The organism is Streptomyces albireticuli (genome assembly GCF_021228125.1).
In the GTDB taxonomy this organism is placed as follows: Bacteria; Actinomycetota; Actinomycetes; order Streptomycetales; family Streptomycetaceae; genus Streptomyces; species Streptomyces albireticuli.
Genome location: NZ_JAJQQS010000027.1, coordinates 23,280 through 49,926, shown reverse-complemented (window position 1 = coordinate 49,926; position 26,647 = coordinate 23,280). Strand labels below are relative to the sequence as shown.

The following is a 26,647-nucleotide window of genomic DNA, read 5'->3' as shown; positions in this document are numbered from 1 at the left end:
GTTGCCGCGGGGCGGAAGCCGCCGCATTTCGGGCGGGGGCGGGATCAAGCCCGGCCGGCGATTGAGGCCACCGCGCGTCAGCGCGGAACCGGGGGCCCGGGGGCTTGCCCCCGGTTACGGGAAGGGGCGGGGTGGGGACAAGGCCCGCCGCGGGCGCACCCTGCCCACGACCCCGCCACCCCCTACGGCACCCGCGCCGGCGCGTCCGTCCGCTGCACCGCCGGCGACTTCCGCGGAGCGTCCCCGGACTGCCCCGACGTCGCGAACCACGTCCCCACCCCCGCCGCCGCGGCCAGCGCCACCGCCGCCGCGCCGAGCTTGATGCGGCGGCGCCGGGTCTCCGCCGGCGAGCGGTGCCGGGCGGAGCCCGCCCGGCGCTGGCCGGGGGCGCGGGGCGCGCGGGCCGTGCCGTGCGCCCCGCCCGCCAGCTCGGCCGGGGTCGGCACCCGCATGCTCGTGTGGGTGTCCCGGTTGGAGTCCGCGACGGCGCCCGGCACGAGCGGCACCGCGCCGCGCGGCCGCTGCCCCGCCTGCCCGGCCGGGACGGCGGCGCCGTCCGGGGCCGTCCGCTCGGTGGCGACGCCGTCCGGCGTCTCCGGGTCCTCCTCGGGCTCGTCGATGTCCAGCGGAGGTATCCCGGCGAGCCCGGGCAGCAGCTCACGCAGCCGGGCCGCCAGCTCCGGGGCGCGCAGCCGTGAGGCCGGCCCCTTCGCGAGGCACTGGACGATCAGCTGCCACAGCTCGTCGGGGATGCCGGGCAGCGGCGCCACGGTCTCCGTGACATGCCGCCGCAGGACCGCGCCGGGGTGGCCGCCGCCGAAGGGCGTGAAGCCGGCCAGCAGCTCGTACAGGACGGTGGCGAGGGCGTAGACGTCGACGGAGGCGCGCGGCGGCAGGCCCTCGATGATCTCGGGGGCCAGGTAGTCGGGCGTGCCGATGACGCTGCGGGGGCTGGGCCCGCGGCCCGGCGCGCCCTGGCCGGGCGCGGCGGCGGGCCGCTCGCGCGCGGGGCGCGGGGTGTCCACGAGGCGGGCGATGCCGAAGTCGGTGAGCAGCGCGGGGTGCGCGCCGCCGGGTCCGAGCTCGCCCTGCATGTCGAGGAGGACGTTCTCGGGCTTGACGTCGCGGTGCACGATCCCGGCCGCGTGCGCGGCGGCGAGGCCGTCGGCGACGTCGGCCACGATGGCGACCGCGGCCTCGGGCGCGAGGCGCCGCTCCCGGTCGAGCCGGGTGCGCAGGTCCGTGCCCCGGATGAGGTCCATGACGAGGGCGAGGTCGGCCCCGTCCACGACGAGGTCGCGGACGCCCACCACGTTCGGGTGGTCCAGGCCGAGCAGGGCCGCGCGCTCCTGCACGAACCGGCCGACGAGCTCCTGGTCCGAGGCGAGGTCCTCGCGCAGGAGCTTGATGGCGACCGGGCCCTCCGGCCCCTCGCCGAGCCACACCGTGCCCGCACTGCCGCGACCCAGCACCTGGTGGGCGGTGTACCGGCTGCCGATCTTCCGTGCCAAGGCTGTTCCGGTTCCTTTCAGTCCTCCGACATCCGACGGGGGCGCCGGCGACCAAGCTACGCGGCCGAGGAGGCGTCAGGGACACCGATCCCGGAGCAACCGCCACTTCCGCGGCGGAAAACACCCGTCAGGTGTCGACAAATCCACACCGCTACTGACCCTTGGACGACCCGAGGTCGGAGATCCAGTCCTTCATATCCGTGATCCAGCCCCAGGTGGCGTCCCAGAAGCTCTTGCCGTCGGCGACCCAGTCCTTGAGCGGGGTGAACTCCCAGACGAGCCAGGAACCGACGATCAACAGGACAATCATGAAAAGGCAGCCCTTGAGGCAGCCGAGACCCGGGATCCGCATGGGGTTCGCGCTGCGCTGCCGCGGCGGCCGGGGCTCTCGGCGCGGGGCGGCCGGGGGCTCCGGGGCGTACCGCTGCGGCTGGGGCTCCTGGTAGCGCTGCTGCGGCTCGGCGCCACGGCGGCGCCGCTCCGGCGGGCGCTGCGGGGCGTACGGCTGGGGCTGCTGCTGGGGCTGGGCCTGCGGGGGCCTCGGCGCGTACTGCTGCGGCTGGGGCTGCGGGGCGTACGGCTGCGGCGGCTGCTGCCCGTACGCCCGCTGCGGCGGGCGCTGGGGCTGCTGCGGCTGCTGGGGCGGCGGCTGCGGGGCACGACGCTGGGGGCGGCGGCGCAGCGGGTCCTCGCTCGGGTCGAGGTACCGCACCTGGGTCTGGTCGTTGCGGTCGCGGGCCGCGCGCATCTGGGTCTGCCACGGGTGCTCGCCGTCGCCGCCGGGCGGCCCCGGCGGTACGGGCGGCATGGCGCGCGTCGGGTCGGGCGCGCCACCGGAGCCGACGGGCATCGCCCGGGTGGGGTCGGCGTCGCCGCCGGGGGCGGGCGGGGTCGTGGGCAGGAAGCTGGTCGCGGCGTCCGGGTCGGCCCAGGGGGCGGGCGCGCCGCCGGTCGCGGACAGCACCTGGGTGGGGTCGGCGTCGCCGCCCGCGCCGGGCGCGGAGCCCTGGCCCGTGCCCGGGACCCGCGCGGGCTCCGGGTCGGGGGCGAGCAGCGCGGCGACGCCGAGCGCGGCCTCGGCCTGGGCCGGGGAGGCGTGCACGCCGACGCCGGCGGCGACGACGCGCAGCGCGCGGGCCAGGTTCTCCGCGCTCGGGCGCTCCTCGGGCCGCTTACTCAGGCAGCGCTCGATGACCGTCCACAGGGGCTCGGGCACGGTGCTGGGGCGGCGCGGCTCGGCGCTGAGGTGCTGGTGCAGGACCTCCAGGGCGGTGGCCCCGGCGAACGGCGGGCGGCCGGTGACCAGCTCGTACAGCAGGATGCCGGCGCCGTAGATGTCGACGGCGGAGGTCTGCGGGCGGCCCTCGGCGGACTCGGGCGCGACGTAGGCGGGCGTGCCGACGAACTCGTGGGTGCGGGTCAGGCCCGGGGAGTCGGCGAGGCGCGCGATGCCGAAGTCGGTGAGCATCGGGTGCAGCGTCGGCCCGCCGGTGCCGGCCAGCAGGACGTTGGCGGGCTTGAGGTCGCGGTGGACGACGCCGTCGGCGTGGCTGGCGGCGAGCGCGTCCGCGATCTGGGCGGTGAGCAGGGCGGCGGCCACCGGGGTGAAGGGGCCGTTCTCGCGGAGGTAGCGGTGCAGGTCCGGGCCGTCGACGAGGTCCATGACGAGGGCGAGGAGATCGCCCTCGACGACGAGGTCGCGGGTGCGGACGATGTTGGGGTGGGTGAGCCGCAGCAGGACGGAGCGCTCCCGCAGGAAGCGCATCACGACGTCCGCGTCGTTGGCCAGCTCCTCCTTGAGCACCTTGATCGCGAGGGCCTCGCCGGGCTGCCCGGCCACCGCCGCCTCGGCGCCGGCCGCCTCCCGCTGACGGGCTCGCCAGACGGTGCCCGTCGCGCCGCGTCCGAGCACCTCCTCGAGCAGGTACTTGCTACCTACCGGCCGCACGTCATGCGCTCCCTGATCGTGGTCCTTGCTGGTGATGGCCTCTGTCGTGCCCGGCCTTGCGCCCACTGTAGTGCCGTCGTACGGACCACCGGCTTGACGAAATCCGGGGGGCTTGGGGTAAAGACGCGCGTTCCGGACACTTGGTTGCCACCAGTGGGTGGTGTGGCGGTGCGGGCGGCCTTACGGGCCTCCTTACGAGCCACAGTGCGACGCGCAGGAGCGCGCGAAAGAGCGCACGTCGGGACGTCCGCAAAAAGAGGGCAAGAGACGTCACCGGGCATCACCAAACAGGCACCCGGCGAACCGATCACGAGACGGCGGCGACCGGACTCGCTCAGCAACGGCGCTTTTCGCACACTCCGATCGTCGTTCAAGATCACGAATTGGATCTCGTCGGGCGCGTCGTCGGTGGCAGGTGCGAGGATGCTCGCAAGCACGGATGCGGTGGGGAGGGAGCGGACTGCCCCGCGCGAACGTGGTGACCTGTACGTGCCGACGCGCCCGTGCACGGTGGGGGAAGGCCGCGCCCGGCCCCTGTCGCGCACCAGGGGCAGGAAGGGACCGTTGACGGCGATGCAGATCAGGCTGACCGTCCTCGGGCCGCTCAGCGGCCACACCACGCACACCACGCGGGCCTGCGACGTGCTCGTGACCGCCCCGGCGGGCACCGCCCTCGCCAGTGTGACGAGCGGGCTCGCCACCGCCGTCGCGGCCGCCGGCTGCGACCTCGGCAGCGGCACCGCCGTCGTCTACGCCGGGGCCGAGCGGCTCGACGCCCAGCGCCGCGCCCTGGGCGAGCCCCCGCTGATCGACGGCGCCGTCCTTTCCCTGAACGCCCCGGCCGGCCCGGAGCGGCACGCGGGCGCCCCGCTGCTGTCGGGCGACGCGGAGGCCGCCGTGCGACTGCACGTGGTCTCCGGGCCGGACGCGGGCGGGGTCCATCTGCTGCACGGCGGCGAGGTCCACGTCGGCCGCTCCACTGCGGCGGACATCCCCCTCGACGACCCCGACGTCTCCCGGCTGCACTGCGCCGTCACCCTCGCCGAGGACGGCACGGTCACCGTGCGGGACCTCGGCTCCACCAACGGCACGGTCCTCGCGGGCGAGCGGGTCACCGGGGAGCCGGTCGCCCTGCCCTCCGGCGGGCTGCTGCGGGTGGGCGAGTCGGTGCTGGCCCTGCACGGCGCGCGGGACGAGAACCCGCCGGTGCTGCCCGCCGTCCCGGACGGCGAGGGCCACCTGCGGGTGGGCCCCGTCGTCACCCCGCCGGCCGGCCCGCTGGCGCCCCCGGCACGCGGCCCCTGGCTGGGCGCCCCGCCGCAGGCGCGGGAGCCGGGCCGGACGAGCAGCGCGCTCGGCACGGCCGGCTTCCCCGTCCCGGACCCGCTCTTCGGCGACGACCCCGTGACCCACGGCGGGCGCGGGGTGCGGCTGAGCCCCGAGGCGCCGCCCGGGCGGCCCGCGGCCGCTCCGGACCCGCTGCCCGCCCCGGCCGGCCCCGCCGACGGCGAGCCGGCCCGGCGGCGCAACCGCGGCATAGGGGCATGGGCCCGGCGGCTGACCGGCGGCCGGGGCGCGGCCGACCGGGCACCCGCGCCCGGCGAGTGGCCCGAGGACGGCGCGGCCACGTCCGAGACCGCCCGCGCCGAGGCGGCGGCGCTGCGCGAGCGCTGGCCGGACCCGGCGGGCGTGCTGCTGACCGCGCTCGGACCGGGCCCGCGCCTGTGGGAGCGCGGCCCGGACCACCCGGACCTGCTGACCGTCCGGCTGGGCACCGCCGACCGCTACGCCCCGGACGGCTCGGCCCTGGCCGCCGTGCCGGTGACGGTCGGGCTGCGGCAGACCGGCTCGCTGGGGCTCGCGGGCCCCCGGGGGCGGCTGTCCGGGCTGGCCCGGTCGGTGCTCGCCCAGCTGGCGGCGCTGCACTCCCCCGCCGCCCTGGAATTCGTCCTGATCAGCGCGGACCGCGCGCGCACGCCGGAGGAGCGGCTCGCGGAGTGGTCCTGGCTGGGCTGGCTGCCCCAGCTGCGCCCGGTCCGCGGCCAGGACTGCAAGCTGCTGACCGCCTACGACCGCGAGCAGGCGGTCGCCCGCACCTCCGAGCTCGTACGCCGCCTGGAGGAGGGGCCGCTAGGCCCGCACTGGGCGGCCGCCCCGGCGGCGGCCGTCGCGCACGCCGCCGAGCGCCACACCGGCCCGCGCACCGTCCTGATCGTCGACGGCGACCCCGGCTCCGCCGATCTACGCGAGACCGTCGCCCGGCTGGCGGCGGGCGGCCCGGCGGCGGGCATCCACCTGCTCTGCCTGGCCGAGGCACCCGCCACGACGCCCGCCTCGCCGGTCTCCGCCACGCTGGCCACAGCCCGTGCCGCGGCCCCGGCGTTCCCGCACTGCGGCGCGGTGGCGCTGCTGAGCGGCGACGTGGCCACGGTCGTCCAGGTCATCCACCGGGCACCGGCGGCCGCGCCGGGCGACACCGCGGGCGGGCCCGTCCCCGGGCAGGTGTACGAGCGGTCGCGGCCTGACGGCGCGTACGGCCAGGACGCCGCGTTCCCCGGCCCCGGCACCCCCGGCACGGCGCTCGACACCCGGCACGCGCCGCACCCCGGTCCGTACGGCCCGCCCGGCGCCGGCGCGCCCGACCCGTACGGCCTGTCGCACACGGGCCCCGCGGAGGCGGGCGCCACGGCCGGGCCCGGCCTCCAGAGCGCGGCCGACCGGCCGGCCGACGGTGCCGACGGCTCCGGCACGGCCGTGGTCGCGGCCGTGGACGCCGTGTCGGCGGCGTGGGCGGAGCGGTTCGCGCGGGCACTGGCTCCCCTGCGGATGTCGGACGCGGCGGCCGGCACCGCCTCCCGGGTGGCGGCGGCCCTGCCGCGCAGCGCCCGTCTGCTGGACGAGCTGGGGCTGGCCCGCGCCACGCCCGCCTCGCTGACCGCCCGCTGGGCGGCGGCCACGGACCGGGGCGCGCGGCCCGGCGGCCGCGCCGTCGCCGTGCTCGGCGCCGGACCGCACGGCCCGCTCGCCGTGGACCTCGCGGCGGACGGGCCGCACCTGCTCGTGGAGGGCGGGACCGGCAGCGGCAAGTCCGAGCTGCTGCGCTCCCTCGCCGCCTCGCTCGCGGCGGCGGACCGGCCCGACCGGCTCTCGCTCGTGCTGGTCGACGGGGCCGGCGCCGAGCGGGGCGAGGGGCTGCGGCTGTGCACGGACCTGCCGCACGTCTCCACGTATCTGGCCGCCTCCGACCCGGTGCGGATGCGGGAGTTCGCGCAGGCGCTCAGCTCGGAGCTCAAGCGCCGCGCCGAGCTGCTCGGCCGGCTCGACTTCACGGCCTGGCACACCCAGCACGCCGCCGTCGCCGCCGCGCAGGTCGTGGCGCCGCGCCGTCCGATGGACGCCGCCGGCGACCTGGACAGCCTGCCGACGGGCACCCTGAAGCTGCGCACCCAGCGGGACGGCCCGTCGCTCACGGCGGAGACGGCCCTGCCCCGCCTCGTCGTCCTCGTCGACGACTTCGACGCGCTGGTCGCCCCGGCCCTGGGCAGTACGGGCCGGCCGGCGGCGGGCTCCGTGGTCCGCGCCCTGGAGGCCGTGGCCCGGGACGGCGAGCGGCTCGGGGTGCACCTGGTGGCCGCCTCCGGCCGCCCGGAGCGGACGGCCGACACCGCGGCCGTCGAGCGCGCCGGGCTGCGCGCGATGCTGGAGATCGCCCCGCCCTCGGCCGACGGCGGGGCGGCGGACGGCAGCGGCGCGGGCGAGCCCGCGCCGGGCCGCGGCCGGCTGATGCGCCCGGACGACGACGCGACGACGCCCTTCCAGGCGGGCCGGGTCACGGGCCGGATCCCCCGGACGGCGACGCTCCGCCCCACGGTGGTGGCGCTCGACTGGCAGCGGATGGGCGATCCGCCGACCCGCCGCCCGGTGCGCGAGCTCGGCAACGGCCCGACGGACCTCGCGCTGCTCGCCAGCGCCCTCCAGCGGGCCGCGCAGTCGGCCGGGGCGGAGGCCGCGCCACCGCTGCTGTAAGCGGGCCGCCGGCACCGGGGGTACACCCGATGGCGTGACGGCGCGCACCCGGTTCCGGGCGGGCCGGCATACCGTGGTCCGGCCCGGCACCTGGTATGACAGCGCATCACAGCCCGGTCACGATAAGCGAGTTGTCCTCGTTGACGGTATTGCGGCGGCTCGCGGGCGGGCGTAGGACTGTCGCACGGGGAGGCGGGCCGCGTGCCGGGCCGGTGCGCGCCGCGGCCGCCCACCGGGGGCTCGTACGGGAGGGGCGGCAATGCGTGGATCGCTTCGCACGGTGCGGGGGGCGCGCGGCGCCCTGGCACTTATCACGGCGGGGGCCCTGGCCCTGACCGCCGCGGGATGCGACGACGGCGACGGCGGCGGGAAGAGAGGCTCGGCGCCGGCGCCCGGCGCCTCCTCGGACGTCATCCCGCACACCGTCCGGCTCCCCAAGCTCAACGGCCGGAAGCTCAAGGTCACCGCGGTCTGGACGGGCGCGGAGCAGAAGGGCTTCACCAAGGTCCTGGAGGAGTTCTCGCGGCGCACGGGCGCCGAGGTGGCCTTCGTGCCCAGCGGTGACGACATGTCCTCCTTCGTCGGCTCGAAGGTCGCGGGCGGCGACCCTCCCGATGTGGCGATGCTCCAACAGCCCGGCGTGCTCCGGGAATTCGCGCGGAAAGGATGGCTGAAACCGCTCGGTGACGAGGCGACGGCGGAGCTGGCGAAGAACTTCACCAAGGGCTGGCAGGACCTCGGCTCGTACGAGGGAAAGCGCTACGGCGTCTACTTCAAGGTCAGCAACAAATCCCTCGTCTGGTACAACACCAAGGTCTTCGGCGGGGCGGGCGCCCAGGAGCCCCGCACATGGGGGGAGTTCCTGGACACCGCGCGGCTGATCGCCGACTACGGCATCCCGCCGCTGTCGGTGGCGGGGGCGGACGGCTGGACGCTCACCGACTGGTTCGAGAACGTCTACCTCTCGCAGGCGGGCCCGGAGAAGTACGACCAGCTGGCGCGGCACCGGATCCCGTGGACGGACCCGTCCGTGAAGGACGCCCTGGCCCGCCTGGGGCAGCTCTTCGGCGGGAAGGGCCTGCTGGCGGACGGCAACGACGGCGCGATCCAGACGCAGTTCCCCACCTCCGTCACCCAGACCTTCAGCGGGGGCGAGGAACCGAAGGCCGCCATGGTCTTCGAGGGCGACTTCGCCGCGGCCAACATCCTCGCCACCAGGGCGGAGATCGGGAAGGACGCCAAGGTCTTCCCCTTCCCCGCGGTGGGCGCCAAGTCCCCCGTGGTGACCGGCGGCGACGTGGGGGTGGCGCTGAAGGACGGCCCGGCCGCCCAGGCGCTGCTGACCTTCCTCTCCTCCGCCGACGCCGCCCGGGTGTGGGCCGCGGAGGGCGGCTTCCTGTCCGCCAACAAGAACCTCGACCCGGCCGCCTACCCCAACGACGTGCTCCGCTCCATCGCCAAGGCCCTCGTCTCGGCCGGCGACGACTTCCGCTTCGACATGTCCGACCTGGCCCCCGCCTCCTTCGGCGGCAAGCCGGGCCAGGGCGAGTGGAAGCATCTCCAGGATTTCCTGAAGAACCCCGGCGACGTGGCGGGCACCCAGCGGAAGCTGGAGTCCGACGCGGCCAAGGCGTTCAAGAGCTGACAGGAGCCCCGCATCATGTCGACCGCCTCCGCGGGCGGCGCTGCGGCCTCCGGGCCGCCCGTCCCGCCCGCTGACACCCCTCCGCCCGGCGCTTCCGGGCCTTCCGGGCCTTCCAGTGCCTCCGGTGCTCCCGGCCCTTCCGGCGCTCCCGGGAAGAAGCCGAGGAGCGTGCTGGGCACCCGTTCCTGGGTCGCCGCGCTGTTCCTGCTCCCGGCGCTGGCGCTGCTCGGCGCCCTCGTCGTCTACCCCATCGGCTATTCGGTCTACCGCAGCTTCCTCGACGCCTCCGGCGACGGCTTCGCGGGCGTCGACAACTACCGCGAGGTCTTCACCGACGAGCGGATCCGCACGGCCCTGAAGAACAACGTCATCTGGGTGATCGTCGCCCCGTCCGTGGCCACGGCGCTGGGGCTGATCTTCGCGGTCCTCACCGAACGGGTGCGCTGGGGCACGGCGTTCAAGATCGTCGTCTTTATGCCGATGGCGATCTCGATGCTCGCCGCCGGCATCATCTTCCGGCTGGTGTACGAGCAGAACCCCGACCGCGGCGTGGCGAACGCCGTGTGGGTGGGCGTCCACGACACCTTCAAGGCCCCCGCGCCTTTCCCCGGCGCGCACCCCAGGGACGACAGGCTGCTCACGGAGGCCGGCGGGGCGTTCACCACCCGCACGGTGGTGAAGGCCGGCACCCCGGCCGTCCTGCCGCTGGTGGGGGCGAAGCCCAAGGACCTGAAGGGCGCGAAGACCGCCGAGCCGCCCCGGGAGGCGGCCGGGCGGGTCACCGGGACGGTCTGGCGGGACTTCACCCGGGGCGGCGGGGGCACCCCAGGGGTGATCGACCCCGGTGAGAAGGCACTGAAGGGCGTGACGGTGGAGGCGGTCAGGGACGGCCGGACCGTCGCCTCCGCGACCTCCGCCGCCGACGGCACCTTCACCCTGCCGAAGTCGGCGGACGGCGCCCTGCTGTCGCTCCCGGCCTCGAACTTCGCGGCGCCCTACAACGGCGTGGACTGGCTGGGCCCCTCGCTGGTCACCCCGGCGATCATCGGGGCGTACGTCTGGATGTGGGCGGGCTTCGCGATGGTCCTCATCGCGGCGGGCCTCGCGAGCGTGCCGCGCGAACTCCTGGAGGCCGCGCGGGTGGACGGCGCGAACGAATGGCAGGTCTTCCGCCGGGTGACGGTGCCGCTGCTGGCGCCGGTCCTCGGGGTCGTCCTCGTCACCCTCATGATCAACGTGCTGAAGATCTTCGACCTCGTCTACATCATCGCGCCCGGCGCCAGCCTCGACAACGCCAATGTGCTGGCGCTCCAGCTGTACCAGTCCTCCTTCGGCACGGACGTCAACCAGGGTGTCGGCAGCGCCATCGCCGTCTTCCTGCTGGTGCTCGTACTGCCGGTGATGCTGGTGAATCTCAGGCGGATCCGGAAGGAGCGGCAGCGATGACCACCCTGGACACGGCCGTACGGGCGAAGCGGTCGCTGCCGGCGCGGATCGCCGGACGGCTCGGCGGTGGCGTGATGCGCCTCTTCCTGATCGCCGTCGGGCTGTTCTGGCTGACGCCGACCGTCGGGCTGCTGCTCTCCTCCTTCCGCGACAAGGGCGACATCGCGGCGTCCGGGTGGTGGAAGGTGTTCAGCCACCCGGCACAGCTCACCACCGAGAGCTACAGCACCCTCTTCTCCAACGACACGGTGATGAAGTCCCTCCTCACCACGGCCCTGATCACCGTGCCCGCGACGGTGCTGGTGGTGCTCGTCGGCGCGCTGGCCGGTTACGCCTTCGCCTGGCTCGACTTCCCCGGCCGCGACTGGTGGTTCATGGCCGTCGTGGGCCTGCTGGTCGTGCCGGTGCAGGTCGCGCTGATCCCGGTCGCGAAGCTGTTCAACTCCCTGGGCATCTTCGAGTCGACGCCGGGTGTGGTGCTCTTCCACACGGCCTTCGGGCTGCCGTTCGCGGTCTTCCTGCTGCGGAACTTCTTCGCGGAGATCCCCCGCGAGCTGCTGGAGGCCGCCCGGCTGGACGGCGCGGGCGAACTCCGGCTGTTCCTGCGGGTGGTGCTGCCGCTGGGCGGCCCGGCGATCGCCTCGCTCGGCATCTTCCAGTTCCTGTGGGTATGGAACGACATGCTGATCGCCCTGATCTTCGCCGACAGCGGGAACCCGCCGATCACGGTCGCGCTCCAGCAGCAGGTGCGGCAGTTCGGCGACAACATCGACATCCTCGCTTCGGGCGCCTTCCTCTCCATGGCCGTCCCCCTCGCGGTCTTCTTCGCCTTCCAGCGGCAGTTCGTCAGCGGGGTGATGGCGGGCGCGGTGAAGTGAGACTCGCCGGTGACGGGTCCGGTGGCGAGCCCGGTGGCGGCGCGCGGGTGCGGGTCCGGTGGCGGCGGCGCGCGGGCACGGTGACGGTGCGTACGTACCGTCACGCGCGTACGGTGCCGTCACGCGCGTACGGGCACGGTGGCGGTGCACGGCTTCAGCGGCGTATGCGGAGCGAGACCGCGCCCCCGCGCACGAACACCGAGGGCCCCTCCTCGCAGTACCGGTCGAGGGCGGTCGTCTTGGCGTACTCGGCGGGCCGGGAGCGGAACCACCGGGTGCCGACGGTCGCGGTGTCCTGGACGACCCAGACGCGGGCGCCCCGGGGCAGCCCGGCCAGGCGGTCGCTCAGCGCGCCCGCGGTGACCTCCTCGCCGAAGAGGGTCCCGGAGGCGGCCGGTGACCGGCCGAGGGTGAGATCGCGCAGGCCGGTGAAGTCCCGGGGGTAGGCCAGGGCGACGCGGCGCTCGTGGAGGGGAAGGAAGAGCACCGCGTCACCCGGCCCGGCCAGCCGTCCGACGAGGGCGGCGACCGGGGCCAGCTCGTCACCCCGGCTGACGGGCAGGCGCTCGCGCCGCTGCGCGGGCAACTGGCACGCGAAGGCCGCGGCGACGGCCAGCGCACCGGCCGCGGCCACGGCCCGCCGCCACGCCCGGGCCTCGGGCGGCCGCGCCACGGAGACGAGGCGGTCGGCCCCGGAGGCGGCGAGCAGCGGCACCCCGGCGAGGCAGAAGAGCAGATAGCGGTCGAGGAACAGCGGCTGGAACCGCGCGGCGCAGAAGAGCAGCACGGGCGGCACGACCGCGAGCGGCACCGCCACGGCGTTCAGCGAGACAGGGCACGCGCGCCGGGCGCCGGAGCCCCTGTCCCGGGCGGTCCGGGAAGCCCCCCGGACCCCGGCGGCAGTGCCGGCCTCCGCCATGCGGAGGAGCAGCGCGCCGACGGCGGAAGCCGCCATCGGGCGGGCGGCGGGGGCCCGCTCCCCGTCCGGCGTCCGGGGGTCTCGCGCGGAGCGCGGCCTGAGGGCCCAGGGGCGCGCCCCCGGGCGTGGGAAGGGGCGGGCGGACGAAAGGGCCCGCCGTCCCCGGACCGCCACGGGCGCCAGCAGCGACACCCCCGCCAGCACCAGCGTGACCGTCAGCACCGGCTCCCCCGGCCCCGCGAAGGCGTACAGCAGCGCCTCCGCCTCACGCCGCCCCGGTGTCCTGATCCACGACACCTGCGCGCTCTGCGCCCGTGAGACGGCCACCAGCGGCAGCAGCGCGAGGCAGCAGCCGGCCGCCGCGCACCCCCAGGCGCGCCAGGTCCGCCACGGCACCCGGGAGACCAGCAGGGTCACGGCGTGCGCGGCCAGGAGCAGGACGGCGAACTCGTGGAGCAGCGCCGTCGCGGCGGCCACCGCGCCGTAGCCCGTCCAGCGCCCCGGTGACCCGCGCTCGACGGCGCGGACCAGCAGCCAGGTGGCGAGCGCGGCCCCGGCGGCGACCAGGGCGTACGAGCGGGCCTCCTGCGCGTAGTGGCTGACGAAGGGCGTGGTGGCGTAGAGCAGCCCGGCCCACAGGCCCACGCGCGGGCGCACGAGGCGGCAGCCGAGCGCGGCGACGAGCGCGGCCGTGGCGGCGGAGGCGGCGACGGACGGCAGCCGCAGGGCGATCTCGTCGTCCCGGACGGCGAGCACGGCGTGCATCAGCAGGTAGTAGAGGCCGTGGACGGCGTCGACGGTGCCGAGCGCGTGCCAGATCTCGGGCAGGGAGCGGCGGGCGATCTGGAAGGTGGCGCTCTCGTCCCGCCACATCGTGCCCCGGTCCAGACCCAGGAGCCCGAGGACGAGCATGACGGCGGCGGGGACGGTGACGGCGAGGAGGGGCGCGCGACGGCGCGCGGGCGGGGGCGAGGGTGACCGGGGCGGGGCGGTGGGCGCGACGGCCGTGCCACGCCGGCCGCCGCGCTCAGCCACGGGCCGCACGGCTGCCCCGGGCGCCCCGGGCACCTCGGACGCCCCGGACACGCCCGGCACTGACGCCCCGGACATCGACGCCTCGGACACTTCGGATACCTCGGATACCTCGGATGCTCTGAATGCCTGCGAATGTCTCATCAGTGTGTTTATTTAGGTAGAAATGTCTGTTATGGAGGTGTGTGACAGCGGCACCCCGGAGCCCGTACCGGGCGTGCCCTCCAGGCAGGTCAGCGTGGTCGTCATCGGCTTCGACGACGAGGCGCACATCGCCGACGCCGTGCGCTCCGCCCTCGCCCAGGGGCCGGCCGTCGCCGAGGTCGTCGCCGTCGACGACGCCTCCACCGACCGCACGGGCCGGGTCCTGGACGGGCTGGCCGCCCGCGAGCCCCGCCTGCGCGTGATCCACCGCACCGTCAACAGCGGGGGCTGCGGCGCGCCACGCAACGACGGCCTGCGGGCCGCCACCGCGCCGTACGTGATGTTCCTCGACAGCGACGACAGGCTTCCCGGGGGCGCGGCGGCGGCCCTCCTGCGAGCCGCCCTGCGGTACGACGCTCCGGTGACCGCCGGCCTGTGCGTCCGCCGCGAGCTCCCGGGAGGCCGCGACACCCGCTGGCAGCCCGGCCTCTACCGGCGGGCCGCCGTCCACCGCTCCCCCGAGCACCGGCCGGCCCTCCTCCACGACACGCTCTGCGTCAACAAGCTGTACGCGCGCGCCTTTCTCACCGAGCACGGCATCACCTTTCCCGAAGGGCCCTTCCTCTACGAGGACTTCGTCTTCACGGCCCGGGTGCTGGCGGCCCGGCCGCGGGTGGCGACCGTCCCGGACGCGGTCTATCTCTGGCACGTGCGACGTGACGCGGCCGTGCCCTCGATCTCCCTGGACCGCGAGCGGGTCGCCAACTGGCGGGCGCGCGTGGAGGCCCACCGGCGGAGCGTGGAGGTCTTCCGCGACGCGGGCCGCGAGCCGCTCGCCCGCGCCGCCCGGGTGAAGTTCCTCGACCACGACCTGCGCATGTACGTCCGCGAACTGCCCGCGCGCGGGCCCGGCTACCGGACGGAGTGGTGGCGGACGACCCGCGACTACCTCGGCACGTACGAGGAGGCGGAGCTGCGGGCCGCCCGGCCGCCGGCCCGCTGGATCGCCCGCGCCGTGCTGGCCGCCGACGCCCCGCGCGACCTGGACCGCCTGGCCCAGCTCGCCGCCCGTCCGCCACGGCTGCTGCCGCCGTACGCGACCGCGGCCGGCGCCCCGGTCTGGGCGCCGGACCTCCCCGGCGCCCCCTTGGACGGCCTCACCGGCCCCGCGGCCGTGCCCACCGCGCACCTCCCGGTGACCGTCGACGGGGAGCTGCGCGCGGCGGCGTTCCCCGGCCGTGGCGCCCGCGCCGAGCTGCGGCTGCGCGTGCGTGATCTCTACGGGCGGCTGGCCGCCGACCCGCCGCGCAGCGTCGACCTCACCCTCCTCCGCCGCGACGGCACGGCCACGCTGCGGCGGAACATACCCCTGACCGCTGAAAGGACAGCGGAAGGAACTGGGGAAGGGACTGGGGAAGGGACTGGGGCAAGGACCGCGGGAAGGACCGCGGGAAGGACCGCCGAACAAGCCGCCGAAGGGAACGCCGAGGAGGCCGCGTGGACGGCGAGGGCCGTGCTGGGCCTGGCCGCCCTCGCGACGCTCGGCCGCCGGGACGGCTCCGGGACCGATCCGCAGTCCTGGGACATCCGCCTCCGGGTGCGGTGCGCCACCGGCGACTCGTTCCGCACATCCGTCCGCGCCACGGGCGCCCTGCGCCGCACCGCCGTGCCGAGCCCCCGCTTCGGCCTGCTGCTGGTCCGGCCGCACGCCACGGCCACGGGCTCCCTCACCCTCCGCCTGGCACCGGGCGTACGCTCCGCCGCGGGCATAGCCCTGCGCCGGCTGCGCCGGACGGTGAAGCGGACCGGCCGCGCGTCCGGGCAGCGCGGCGGCACGCCCGAGGACGGACGCGAAGGCCGGCCGGAAGGCCGCGCCTGAGGCCAACGCGGCGACGACCGCGTGGATCCACCGGCCGAGGCCCCGTAGCCGCCACGGCGCACGGCTTCCGCCGCCCGCCCGGCGCCGCTCCCACGCCCCGGCCCACCGCGTCGCTCCCGCTCCCACCCCGGCGCTCACCCTGATACCCCCTCGCATCCATTCCCCCTGACCCCGGCCCCACGGCGGCCGCGCTACCGGTCGATCTCCTCGAACAGGGCCTCCCAGCGGTCCAGCACCGCCGGCAGCCGCAGCGGCGCCACGTGCTCACGCGCGGCCCGCCCGTAGCGCTCCCGCAAGGCGCCGTCCGCCATCAGCGCGCGCAGGGCCTCGGTGAACGCGGCCGTGTCGCCGGGCGGTACGAGCGTGCCGGTGCGGCCGTCCACGACGAGCTCCCGGACGCCGCCCGACAGGTCGAAGCCCACGCACGGCACGCCCGACGCCGATGCCTCCGCGAGGGCCATGGGGCGGCCCTCGCGCTCACTGGTGAGCGCGACGAGGGACAGCTCCCGATAGGCGGCGGCCATGTCCCGCACGCTGCCGCGGAAGCGGACGCGGCCGGCCACGCCGAGCCGCTCGGCCCGCGCGCGGAGCTCCGGCTCCAGCGGCCCGTCGCCGAAGAAGTGCAGCTCCCAGCCCTCGCCACCGGCAGGGCCCGGGGATCCACCGGGCCCACCGCCGACGGTCGCCTCCGCGAACGCGTCGAGGAGCCGGTCCAGGCGCTTGACCTCTTCCAGCCGGCCGACCGCGCCCACCCGCCGGGTGTCCAGGGGGGCGGGCTCGGCGGGCGTGAACGGCAGGGGGTTGGGCATCACCGTCGCGTTCGGCAGCCGTCGGCGGCGGAACTCCGCCGCGTCGGCCGCGCTCAGGAACACCGACTTCTCCAGAGCCGGGTAGTGCCGGAGGATCAGCCGGAGGTTCTCGGAGTGGCACGCCTGGAGGAACGACTCGTGGTACTGCCCGATGCCCCTGAGGTGCGGCCGTTCCACCGCCTCCAGCCAGACCGCCGCCCAGGGCGAACCGATGAGGACCAGGCCCTCCCGCGCGGCGGCGAACCGCCCGGCCAGCCGCTCGCGGGCCCGGTCCCGGTCCCGCCGCTCGGACCGCGCGGCCCGTACCCGGGCGGGACTCAGCCGCTCGGCGAAGGACTCGGCCCGCCACGGCGGGGCCGGTGGACCGGTGTAGAGGGTGGTGTGCCGGTAGCCGGGGTCGGCGACGAAGGTGTGCGGCTCGGGGCTGGGGCGGATCCCGATCAGATCGACGCGGTGGCCTCGCTCGGCGAAGCCCTGGGCGAGGGTGTGCAGCACCCGCTGCGAACCGCCCATGGAGTCCACGTCGACGCCGACGAGGAAGAGGTCGCGCGCGCCCATCAGCCCCTCCCCCCGTCGGAGGGGCCGGCGAAGGGACCGGCTGACGGACCGGCGGAGGGACCGGTTGACGAAGCGGTTGACGAAGCGACAGACGGAGCGGAGGAGGCAGGACCGGAGGACAGGCCGGCGGCCGCGGCGGCCCGCGCGCCCGCGGGCGGACCACCGGACGCCGCGGACGCCCCCTCGTCCACCGCCCCGCCCGGGGAGACGAGCTCCTCGAAGAACAGGTCGACCACGGCCTTGCTCGACCGCCCCGTCTCGTACGGGTTGAACCGCGCCTGGAACCTCCCGTACGCCCCCGCCCACTCCTCCCGCAGCCCGCCCAGGTCGGCCAGCCCGGCGGCCAGTTCGTCGACGGTGCTGAGCATGGGGCCGGGGGCGATCTCGGACAGGTCGTAGTACAGGCCGCGGGCGGTGGAGCGGTAGTGGGCGTAGTCGTCGGTCCAGAGCAGGATGGGACGGCCGAGGTTGGCGTAGTCGAACATCACCGACGAGTAGTCCGTGAGCAGCGCGTCGGAGGCGAGCAGCAGGTCGTTGAGGTCGGGGAACTGCCGTCCGTCGCGCACCGCGTGGCCCAGCTCGCGGGGCACGGTGAACCGCTCGTAGTAGTGCGGGCGGACGACGATCGTCCACTCCTCGCCGGTGCGGCGCGCCAGCTCCGCGAGGTCCACCCGGACGGACTCGCCGGTGCCGCGGGCACCGTCGCGGAACGTCGGGGCGTAGAGGAGCACCTTGCGGCCGTCGGGGATCTGGAGCCGCTCGCGCGTGGCGGCGGCGCGGTCGCGCTGCTCGGGGTCGTTCCAGCGGACGAGGGCGTCGTTGCGGGGCAGTCCGGTGCGCAGCAGGGTGCCGGTGTAGCCGTTGGCCCGGACGAAGGTCCGCTCGAACTCCTCGCTGGGGGCGATGAGGGCGTCCCAGCGGCCGACCGCCTCGCGGTGCCGCCGCTGCCGCTCGGGGCCGGCGAGGCGGAGCTCGGGGACGTCGAAGCCCATGTGTTTGAGGGCCTGTCCGTGCCAGGTCTGGAGATAGCGGGTGCCGGGCCGTTTGCCGTAGAGCGTGGGGAAGCCGTGCGAGTCGATCCAGTAGCGGGCGCGGGCGAGGGTGCGGACGTACTCCCAGCTGCCGCGCCGGACGAGGGGCACGCCCTCGGGGTAGGAGGAGGAGCCGCCGGCGCAGGACCACACGGCGCGCAGCGGGAGGCCGCGCCGCAGGAGTTCCTCGTGGAGGGCGCGGGGGCTGTCGGCGTAGCCGCGGCCTTCCAGGGCCTCGAAGACGACGAGGGTGTCGTCCACGGGGAGCCGCTGGAGCTCGTGGTACGTGAGGGCCTTGGCGCGGGGGCCGGTGACCCTGCGGGTGAGCCGCTGGACGCGCCGCCGGGCCGGGCGGAGGCGGGGGGCGGCGGTCTCGGCGTGGCCGAGGGCGCCGGTGCGCTCCCAGGTGAGCTCCAGCCGGCCGGCGCCGTGGCCTTCGCAGCCCATCCGCACGGTGTGGGCGCCGAGCGGGCCGTACTGCGGGAGGCGGGTGCGCAGCGGGGGGAGGGCGGCGGGGGCGAGGAGGGGGTCGGTGCGGGTGAGGCCCTTCCGTTCGAGGACGACGACGGGGTGGCGGCGGCCCCGGAAGCCCGTGGCGCCGAGGGGGATGCGGCGCGGGTCGAGGTCGATCTCGGCGGTGCGGGGGCCGGGGGTGCCGTCCGGGCCGGGGTGCGGCGGGTCGTAGCGGAAGGGGACGGTGAGGGGCTCGGCCGTGGTGGCGATGCGCAGTTCGGCGGTGACCGGCTCGGTGCCGTCGAGCAGCCGGGCGGGGTCGTAGGTGTGCAGCAGGACGCGCAGCAGGGGGCCGGCGGGGTCGACGCGGGCCACTTCGTGCCGCAACGGGCCGGTGGCGAATGGCTGTTCGTCCAGGCGCCAGTCGGTGATGTCGAGGGCGGCGGCGGCCTCGGGGCTTCCGGGCGGTGTCCGCCCCCAGTACACGCGGCCGCCCTCGCGGACGACGTGGCGGGGGGCGAGGTGCGGGCGGTCGAGGGTGCGGGCGCACTCGGCGGCCTCGGCGAACCGGCCCGTTTCCAGCAAGTACTGGCAGACGCGCTGCTCGCGCGGCATCGCGGCGAGCGCCTCGGGGGCGAGGGTGCGCAGGTAGGGGGTGACGACGGCGGCGAACTCCGTGATCCACCACAGCTCGCGGAAGGGCAGGTCGCCGAGGTAGAGGCGGAGGTCGTGGCGGAGGAACTTCTCGTCCTTGGCGGGGCGGAGGTCGGCGTTGCCGCTGTCCTCCAGGAAGGCGTCGATGAGCCGGGCGGCGAGGACGCGGTCGACGGCGTTGCGGATGCGGTGCCGGCTGGAGGAGATGGACAGCCGGTCGGGGTCGGCGGCGAGCCACCAGGTGTAGACGGGCCAGGGGACGACCGCGAAGGTGCGGGCGAGGGTGAAGGCCTGGGCGGAGAAGAGCTGGTCCTCGTAGTGGACGCCCTCGGGGAAGCGCAGCCGGTGGCGGGCGAGGAAGTCGGCGCGGTAGAGCTTGTTGGTGGAGAGGTGGTCGAGGAAGTACTCGGGGGCGGCGCGGATGCCGTCGACGACCCGGACGTCGGCGAAGAGCTCGGGGTACCAGAGGCCGGTGGTGCCGGTCTCCTCGAAGTTCCGGACGACCTCGCCGGTGACGAGGTCGGCGCCGGTCTCCTCGGCGGTGAGCAGCAGCGATTTGCAGGCGTGGTACGGCAGTTCGTCGTCGCTGTCGAGGAACATCACATGGGGTGCGGCGGCGGCCTCGAGGCCGGCGTTGCGCGGGGCGCCGCAGCCGCCGCTGTTGACCGGCAGGCGCAGGCAGCGCACCCGGGGGTCGGACGCGGCCAGCCGGCGGGCGGTGGCGCGGGTGGTGTCGGTCGAGCAGTCGTCGACGATGATCACTTCGAGGTTGCGCAGCGACTGGCCGAGCACGGACCGCACGGCGCGCGGCAGCCGCTCCGCGTCGTTGTAGACGATCACGACCACGGTGACGTCCGGGCCGGGGACAGGGCGCGCGATGGGCACAAGTCACCTCATTTCCGAGCGATCGGCGTGATTCGGCGAATCACGGTCACTACGAAGAGAGTAGACGCGACCACTGACAGTCACCTCGTCGGCGGCTCCTCCGGGAAGCCCGCCCCTCCCCCGCCAGGTGTGCAGGCACAGCGCCCCGGCGACCCCGGTGATCATGACGATGTCCTTGAAGGCGTGCCGCCGCGAACCCTCCAGGTACGGCCAGTGCACCCCGATGAACTGCGGCAGCAGCGCCAGCCAGAACCACACCGACCGCGCCGCCGCACCGCGCACCACCACCGACGCCACCAGCGACGGCAGCACCACCAGCATGTAGTGGAGGAACGACGGCCGGGACACCAGGAACGCCGCCAGCATCAGCAGCGACGCGCACTCCACCAGCCGCAGCTCGGCGTTCCCCCCGGCCCGCCACCGGGCCCGGGCGAAGAACAGCACCGTCCCCGCCGCCAGCACCGCCAGCCCGAAGGCCACCGGCTGCGGGACCCCGAGCCGTGGGAGCACAGCCGGCCACGAGGCGTCGAACGGACGTGCGTAAGCGTCCTGACCGTGCAGCAGGAACGGCAGCGTCCGGGTGAAGAACAGCCCCGGCCGCGGCATGGCCAGGGCGGCCAGCGTGGACACCACGGCGGGCACGCCCACGGCCACCGCCAGCGCCCGCCACCGCCGGGCGAGGACGAACAGCAGCAGGAGGGGCACGAGCATCGGCTTGAGCGCTATCGCCGCGCCGATCACACCCGCCGCCGCGCACCAGCGCTCCCGCCGGGCCAGCAGCAGCGCGGCCGGGAAGGCGACGGCGGAGACGACGGTCCAGTTGCCGAGGTGGACGAGACCGTGGAACGGCAGGAACACCCCGAGACCGGCGATGACGGCCACCGCCAGCCGGCTGTCCGCGCGGACCTCGAAGATCCGCAGGGCCAGGGCCACGCCCACCAGGACGAGCAGCGCGGTGCCCACGGGGACGGCGTAGAAGAGCACCCGCTCGGCGACCGCCGTCTGGGGGACCGCCGCGAACACGGCGCCCGGCAGATAGAGGAACCGTTTGTCCGCGTACGGCGAGCCGCCGTCGAGAAGGGTCTCGGCCGCGCGCACCACGACGGCGTTGTCCATGCCCACGCGCGGGCTCTCCATCACCCGGGCCACGTCCAGCGCGCACACCACCAGCGCCGTCACCAGCACCGGCCACGGCGCCCGCCCGCGCAGCCAGCCGCCGACGGCGTCGGGCGCGCTCACCGGGCACCCGCCCGGACGGAACCGGCCGGGGCCGCGACGGCCCCGCCGGACCGCCCCGGGACCACCTCCGACAGCACCAGCCCCCGGGGCCCCGAGGCCGCCCGCCGCAGCGCCGGATCGTCCGGCGACAACCCCGGACCACCGTCCCTCTGCACCACCCACCGCACGCCGTACTCCTTGAGGATGCCGAGCCGTTCGGCCCGGGAGGTCTTCGCGGCGAAGTAGCGGTGGGTCGCCTCCCACCGGCGCCCTTCGTCACGGAGGAAGACATCGGGGTAGGCGGGCGCGACGGTGTACGCGCCGTAGGCGGGCAGCATCCGCAGCGCGTAGTAGTCGTCCGTCAGCACCGTCTGCCCCCTGGGCACCTCGCGCGCCGCCCAGGCGAACGACGGCCAGAGCGCGACCGCGCGCACCTGCCGCAGGACGGGCGGCACGGCGGCCGGCCGCAGGACGTACGTCAGCACCCCGGCCTGCGCCCACGCGCCGACGAGCAGGGCGGCCGCCGTCAGCGGGACGAGGACGGCCCGCCGGGCCGTCTCCAGCGCGAGGGCCACCTGGGCCGGCACGAGGACGGCCGGCAGGATCCGCCCCCACGCCTGGTGGCCGGTCACCCCGCCGGTCGCGAACACGACGAGCCCCAGCGCGAAGAACAGCACGAGCGGATCGCGGCGGTCCCGCCGCGCCCGCGCGGCGAGGGCTGCCGCCCCGAGCAGCACCAGGCAGAACCTGGCCGGGAGATGGGCGTACAGCGGCCGGTGAATGGCGTCCAGGCCACCCGTACCGAGCAGCGCGTAGAAGGGGTAGTACGGCCAGCAGGCGGGCACCGCCAGGGCGACGGCCGCCCCGGCGCCGACCCGCGCCCACACCGTACGGGCGGGCCACGGCCGGGCGCCCAGCAGCATCGCGACGGCGCCGAGCACGGCCACCGCGCCCGTGAACTGATGGGCGAGCAGCACCCCCGCCAGGGGCAGTCCCAGCCCGAGGAAGGCCGGCGTCCGCCAGGCTCCGGCCACGGCCCGGCGCAGCAGCGCCCACAGGTGGAACGCGAGCCCGAGGGCGAACACGCTCGGGTAGGCGAGGGTCAGGCAGAGCGAGGTGAGCCCCGGGAACCCGCTCCACGCGAACAGCCGCACGCCGTACAGGCACAGCAGACAGAGCAGCGCCAGCGGGACGGCCGCCCGCTCCCGGGTGAAGGTGCGGACGAACACCGCGACGCCGGAGACGAACAGGGCCAGGTCCACGAGAGCCGCCAGCCGCAGCACGGAGAACGTCCCCCAGCCGGTCACCGAGGCGAGCAGGGCCAGCAGGACCGTCCACGGCGAGTGGTACGGGCTCGGCGTGTCCTCGTCGACCAGAGGGTTGCCCGGGTGGAAGAGGTCGGCGCGCAGCCGCTCCAGCACCGCCGCGTGCATCCCCAGGTCACCGGACCACGGCAGCCGCACGACCATGAGCAGCAGGAGGACGACCAGCAGGAGCGCGGCGGCGGAGGCCGCGGCGCGCAGCGCACGCGCGGCGCGCGGCGCGGGCGGGGGGACCCCGGTGGCGGTCGGGGTCACGCGCTCAGCGGGCGCGGTGGCCGGAAGCACGGGCGGCCCTCGCGCGCAGCCGCCATGGCATGGCCACGGATTCGAGCTGTACGGCCAGGTTCATCTTCGACTCGCCGACGGTCCGGTCCTCGAAGTGGATCGGCACCTCCAGGACGCTCTGCCCGGCGCGCAGGGCGCGGTACTTCATCTCGACCTGGAAGCTGTAGCCCGCGCTGCCGACGGTGTCGAGGTCGATGGCGCGCAGGGCGTCGGCGCTCCAGAGGTTGAAGCCGCTGGTGATGTCGCGGACGCGGGTGCCCAGGATCGTGCTGGCGTAGGCGTTGGCCCAGCGGGAGAGCAGTCTGCGGTGGGCGCTCCAGGCGTCGGAAAGGGTGCCGCCGGGAACATAGCGGCTGCCGACGACGACGTCCGCGCCGGTGGCGAGGGCGACGCCGAGCAACTCCGCCACCTTGCCCGCCGGGTGGCTGCCGTCGGCGTCCATCTGGAGGACGTACGCGGCGCCTTCGTCGACGGCGCGGGTCATGCCGGCGGCGTAGGCGCGGCCGAGGCCGTCCTTGGCGGTGCGGTGCAGGACGGCGACGCGGGTGCGGTCCGGGGTGTTGTGGCGCTCGGCGAGATCCTCGGCGATCTTTCCGGTGCCGTCGGGGCTGTTGTCGTCGACGACCAGCAGCCGCAGCCCCTCCAGCGGCAGGGACATGAGCGCCTCGGCCATCGCGGGGAGGTTGTCCGCCTCGTTGTACGTGGGCATGACCACGGTGGTCGCGGTGCGTCCCCACTCCTCCGGGAGCGGCGGGCCGGCGGGGCTGTGATGTGCGCTCATGTGCCTGTCCTTGTCGGTGTGGCCGGTGGTTTCCCGGGTCGGGCGGCTCCGTACGGGGACGGCGCCGCGGGGGCGGACGGTCACCCGGGACCGTTCCGGGTGCGGTGGGGACGTTTGCCCGTAAGGGCGACTGTTTCCTTACGGACGGCCGTCGCCCTTACGGAAGGCGTTTACGGGTGGCGGGACGTCAGACGGCGGAGAAGCGGATCGCGGCGTCGGGGATGGTCGTACCGCACCAGACACGGGCGCCGTCGCGGAGTTCGTTGTCCGCGCCGACCCCGGCGTGGTCGCCGATCACCGCGCCGTCGAGCAGGGTCCGCGGGCCCACCCTGGCCTGCCGGCCGACCATGCTGGCGCGGATCCGCGCCCCCTCCCCGACCCGGGCGCCGTCCAGCACGACGGATCCCTCGATCTCGGCGCCCGCCGCGACGTGGGCGCCGGCGCCGACGACCGTGCCGCCGCCGAGCCGGGCCCCGGCCTCGACGCGGGCGCCGGGGAGCAGCAGGAACTCTCCCGGCTCGCCGGGGACCGCGGGCGACCGGACGACGCCCCTGACGAGGTCGGCCGAGGCCCGTACGAAGGAGGCGGGGCGGCCCAGGTCCAGCCAGTACGAGGTGTCGACGACGCCGTGCAGCAGCGCACCGGAGGCCAGCAGCCCGGGGAAGGTCTCGCGTTCCAGGGAGACCGGGCGGCCGGCGGGGATGGTGTCCATGACCTCGCGCCGGAAGACGTAGACGCCGGCGTTGACCTGGTCGGTGACGAACTCCTCGGGGCGCCGCGGCTTCTCGGTGAAGGCCAGCACCCGCCCGCCGGGCCCGGTGGGCACCAGACCGAAGGCCCGGGGGTCCTCGGCCCGGGTGAGGTACAGGGTGACGTCGGCCCCCGCCCGCTCGTGGCGGTGCAGCAGGCCCCCGAGGTCGAGCCCGCTGAGGATGTCGCCGTTGAGGACGAGCACGGGGTCGGCCGGACCGGAGGCGAGGGCGCCCGCCGCGGCGCGGACGGCGCCGCCCGTGCCGAGCGGTACGTCCTCGGTGACGTAGGTCAGGCGCAGTCCGTGGGCGGAGCCGTCGCCGAAGTAGGGCTCGAAGACCTCGGCGAGGTAGGAGGTGGCCAGCACGACGTGACGGACGCCGGCGGCTCTGGCACGGGCCAGCTGGTGGGCGAGGAAGGGCACCCCGGCGGCCGGGACCATCGGCTTCGGCGTGGTGAGGGTGAGCGGCTGAAGCCGGGTCCCCTTGCCGCCGACGAGCAGAACCGCCTCTTTCATGCCACTGTCCTCGCGTTGTCGTCGCTGTCACCGCGGGCCCTGCCACCGGCACCGGGACCGGCGCTCCCGCGGGCCCCGCCGCCGGCTTTCCCGACGGCACCGCCACGGGTACCGTCACCACTACCGCTGTACCGTTTTGTCAGTTTTCGCGGCAATTTACACTACAATCTATTCTCTGCTGGAAAATGCCTGCTTTGCGTGGCGAACGTATCGGGAGAGGCCCTTGCGACCCCTGCGACCGAGGACATCCGGTACCCCCGAGGAGCCGGAGGACCCCGCGACACCGGCGGCCCCGCCGACGCGGACGGCGCCCGGCGGTCCGCCGCCCGCCTCCGGCCCGGCGCGGCTGCTGGCCCTCGGGAGGGAGTTCGCGAAGTTCGGCACGGTCGGCGGCCTGGGCATCTTCGTCAACCTCGCGGTCTTCAACATCTGCCGTACGGCCACCGGGCTGCCGGTCGTACGGTGCAGCGTGATCGCGACCCTGGTCGCCATCGCCTTCAACTACCTGGGGCTGCGCCATTTCGCCTACCGGGACCGCGACAAGAGCCACCGCAGCCGGGAGATCGCCCTCTTCGCCGCCTTCAGCGCCGTGGGTCTGGTGATCGAGAACGGCGTCCTCTACATCGCCACCTACGGGTTCGGCTGGGACACCCCGTTCCAGAACAACCTGTTCAAGTTCCTGGGCATCGGGGCCGCCACGCTGTTCCGCTTCTGGTCCTACCGCGCCTGGGTGTTCAGAGCGCTGCCACGGCATGCCCGGCAGCCGGGTCAGGGCGACCCCGCGCATCACGGCGACCCCTCGAACAACACGAGCAACCCCGCCGCGTACCACCCCGAGACCACCGCACCTCCACCGTAGAGACACACCCGCACCCCTAGCCGAGCACGCGCGAGCGGACGGGCCGCCAACAGCAGCGGAACCGGCAGGAACGGCAGCATGAAGCGTGGCTTGGAGAAGGGCGAGCCCGGCGTGCCGACCATCAGCAGCCACGCCCCCGCGAGCAGCACCACCAGCGGCCACGGCACGCTCCGGTCCAGCGCCAGGGCGAGCACCGCGACGGCCGTCAGCACCACCAGACCGAGCACCACGGCGCCACGCACGTCGGAGACCCGGCCGGCCCGGTCGTAGAGCAGGACGTCCTTCAGGAAGCGTGCCGTGCCCCGGCCGAAGTCGAACGACTGCCCCCAGGCCCGCTCGGCCTCGAACCAGCCGTCCACCCGGCCCGCCTTGGCGCCCAGGAAGAGCCAGCTCCCCAGCAGCCCGAGCGGCGCCAGGGCCGCCGCGGCCCACGGCCGCCATCCGTCCCGGCGCCGCGCCACCGCCCAGCCGGCGGCCAGGACGACCGTGCCGATCAGCACCGAGGCGGTGGGCCGCACGGCACCCGCCACCACGCACAGCGCGGCGGCGCTCAGCCAGCGCCGGTCCAGCAGGGCGACCATCGCCCACACCAGGGCGGCGCTGAAGACCGCCTCCGAGTACGGCACCCACAGCGCGAACGCGTACGGCGAGCAGGCCCACAGCGCCACGCACGCGTACCCGGCGCCGGGGCGCCCGCCTATGGCGCGTACGAGCGCGTACACCCCGGAGGCGGCCACCGCTGCGGCACACCAGGAGACGACCACCCCGGCGTACGCCACGGGGAGCGCGGTCAGTAGGTGCACGCCCCTGATCAGCGCCGGTACGAGCGGGAAGAAGGCGAGCCTGCTGAAGGCCGGTTCGCCGTCGTCGCGGTAGACGATCCCGCGCGGATAGCCGTGCTCCGCGATGTGCAGGTAGTTCCCGCTGTCCCAGCGGTGCAGCAGCTCCCCCGGCCCACGCCCGAGGTGATGGCCGACCAGCAGCAGCGTCGCGAAGCCGACGGAGGCGACCGCGAGGTAGAGGACGGCCGCGAGGGCCACTTCCCGGCGCGTCGGGGCGGGACACCTGGACCGGACGACCCGTCGGCGCACCGGAGC

General features: G+C 75.6%; 16 protein-coding genes. 6 read left to right on the top strand and 10 right to left on the bottom strand.

What is annotated here, in order from left to right; translation table 11 throughout:
- Positions 1-182 precede the first annotated feature (182 nt).
- A complete protein-coding gene (locus LUZ64_RS33960) occupies positions 183-1,511 on the bottom strand; it encodes a serine/threonine-protein kinase (protein ID WP_095584542.1) in 1,329 nt (442 codons plus the stop codon).
- A 151-nt stretch (positions 1,512-1,662) separates the two neighbouring features.
- Positions 1,663-3,459: a serine/threonine-protein kinase gene (locus tag LUZ64_RS33955; RefSeq protein ID WP_232390582.1), complete on the bottom strand. Its 1,797-nt coding sequence runs from the start codon at positions 3,457-3,459 to the stop codon at positions 1,663-1,665.
- A gap of 573 nt (positions 3,460-4,032) precedes the next feature.
- On the opposite strand from LUZ64_RS33955, the gene LUZ64_RS33950 reads away from it, so the two are divergent.
- The 4 genes from LUZ64_RS33950 (at position 4,033) to LUZ64_RS33935 (ending at position 11,454) form a co-directional block, all read left to right on the top strand.
- Positions 4,033-7,485 (top strand): FtsK/SpoIIIE domain-containing protein, encoded by a 3,453-nt coding sequence (locus LUZ64_RS33950; protein ID WP_232390583.1) that lies wholly within the window; start codon positions 4,033-4,035, stop codon positions 7,483-7,485.
- 259 nt (positions 7,486-7,744) lie between these two features.
- Positions 7,745-9,130 (top strand): ABC transporter substrate-binding protein, encoded by a 1,386-nt coding sequence (locus LUZ64_RS33945; protein WP_095581839.1) that lies wholly within the window; start codon positions 7,745-7,747, stop codon positions 9,128-9,130.
- Between the two features lie 15 nt (positions 9,131-9,145).
- Entirely contained in the window at positions 9,146-10,576 is a 1,431-nt protein-coding gene (locus LUZ64_RS33940) for a carbohydrate ABC transporter permease (protein ID WP_095581840.1), read from the top strand.
- On the top strand, positions 10,573-11,454 hold the full coding sequence (locus LUZ64_RS33935) for a carbohydrate ABC transporter permease (RefSeq protein WP_095581841.1): 882 nt from the start codon (positions 10,573-10,575) through the stop codon (positions 11,452-11,454). The genes LUZ64_RS33940 and LUZ64_RS33935 overlap by 4 nt, the downstream gene beginning before the upstream one ends.
- Before the next feature lie 154 nt (positions 11,455-11,608).
- Here LUZ64_RS33935 and LUZ64_RS33930 read toward each other — a convergent pair whose 3' ends face one another.
- Positions 11,609-13,408 (bottom strand): glycosyltransferase family 39 protein, encoded by a 1,800-nt coding sequence (locus LUZ64_RS33930; protein ID WP_232390584.1) that lies wholly within the window; start codon positions 13,406-13,408, stop codon positions 11,609-11,611.
- A gap of 172 nt (positions 13,409-13,580) precedes the next feature.
- Here LUZ64_RS33930 and LUZ64_RS33925 point away from each other — a divergent pair, with 172 nt between their 5' ends.
- Positions 13,581-15,428 carry a glycosyltransferase family 2 protein gene (locus LUZ64_RS33925; protein ID WP_095581731.1) on the top strand — a complete coding sequence of 616 codons (1,848 nt, stop codon included), beginning with the start codon at positions 13,581-13,583 and terminating at the stop codon, positions 15,426-15,428.
- Positions 15,429-15,619: 191 nt separating this feature from the next.
- On the opposite strand, the gene LUZ64_RS33920 is transcribed toward LUZ64_RS33925, so the two are convergent.
- From LUZ64_RS33920 to manB, 6 genes are all read right to left on the bottom strand, one after another.
- Complete coding sequence (locus LUZ64_RS33920) at positions 15,620-16,795, bottom strand: glycosyltransferase (RefSeq protein WP_095581730.1); 1,176 nt, start codon at positions 16,793-16,795, stop codon at positions 15,620-15,622.
- On the bottom strand, positions 16,795-19,818 hold the full coding sequence (locus LUZ64_RS37665) for a bifunctional glycosyltransferase/CDP-glycerol:glycerophosphate glycerophosphotransferase (RefSeq protein ID WP_232390585.1): 3,024 nt from the start codon (positions 19,816-19,818) through the stop codon (positions 16,795-16,797). Before LUZ64_RS37665 ends, LUZ64_RS33920 begins: the two co-directional genes overlap by 1 nt.
- A 3-nt stretch (positions 19,819-19,821) precedes the next feature.
- Positions 19,822-21,057 carry a glycosyltransferase family 87 protein gene (locus tag LUZ64_RS33910; protein ID WP_232390586.1) on the bottom strand — a complete coding sequence of 412 codons (1,236 nt, stop codon included), beginning with the start codon at positions 21,055-21,057 and terminating at the stop codon, positions 19,822-19,824.
- Positions 21,054-22,505, bottom strand: coding sequence for a hypothetical protein (locus LUZ64_RS33905; RefSeq protein ID WP_232390590.1), 1,452 nt, complete (start codon positions 22,503-22,505; stop codon positions 21,054-21,056). Before LUZ64_RS33905 ends, LUZ64_RS33910 begins: the two co-directional genes overlap by 4 nt.
- Before the next feature lie 112 nt (positions 22,506-22,617).
- Positions 22,618-23,424 (bottom strand): polyprenol monophosphomannose synthase, encoded by an 807-nt coding sequence (locus LUZ64_RS33900; protein ID WP_095579715.1) that lies wholly within the window; start codon positions 23,422-23,424, stop codon positions 22,618-22,620.
- 187 nt (positions 23,425-23,611) lie between these two features.
- Entirely contained in the window at positions 23,612-24,691 is a 1,080-nt protein-coding gene (manB, locus tag LUZ64_RS33895) for a mannose-1-phosphate guanylyltransferase (RefSeq protein WP_095579712.1), read from the bottom strand.
- Between the two features lie 349 nt (positions 24,692-25,040).
- Between manB and LUZ64_RS33890 the strand changes: the two genes are divergently transcribed.
- Complete coding sequence (locus LUZ64_RS33890; RefSeq protein WP_372472086.1) at positions 25,041-25,550, top strand: GtrA family protein; 510 nt, start codon at positions 25,041-25,043, stop codon at positions 25,548-25,550.
- On the opposite strand, the gene LUZ64_RS33885 is transcribed toward LUZ64_RS33890, so the two are convergent.
- Complete coding sequence (locus LUZ64_RS33885; RefSeq protein ID WP_095579710.1) at positions 25,478-26,590, bottom strand: putative hexosyltransferase; 1,113 nt, start codon at positions 26,588-26,590, stop codon at positions 25,478-25,480. The two genes, LUZ64_RS33890 and LUZ64_RS33885, sit on opposite strands and share 73 nt — an antisense overlap.
- Positions 26,591-26,647 lie beyond the last annotated feature (57 nt).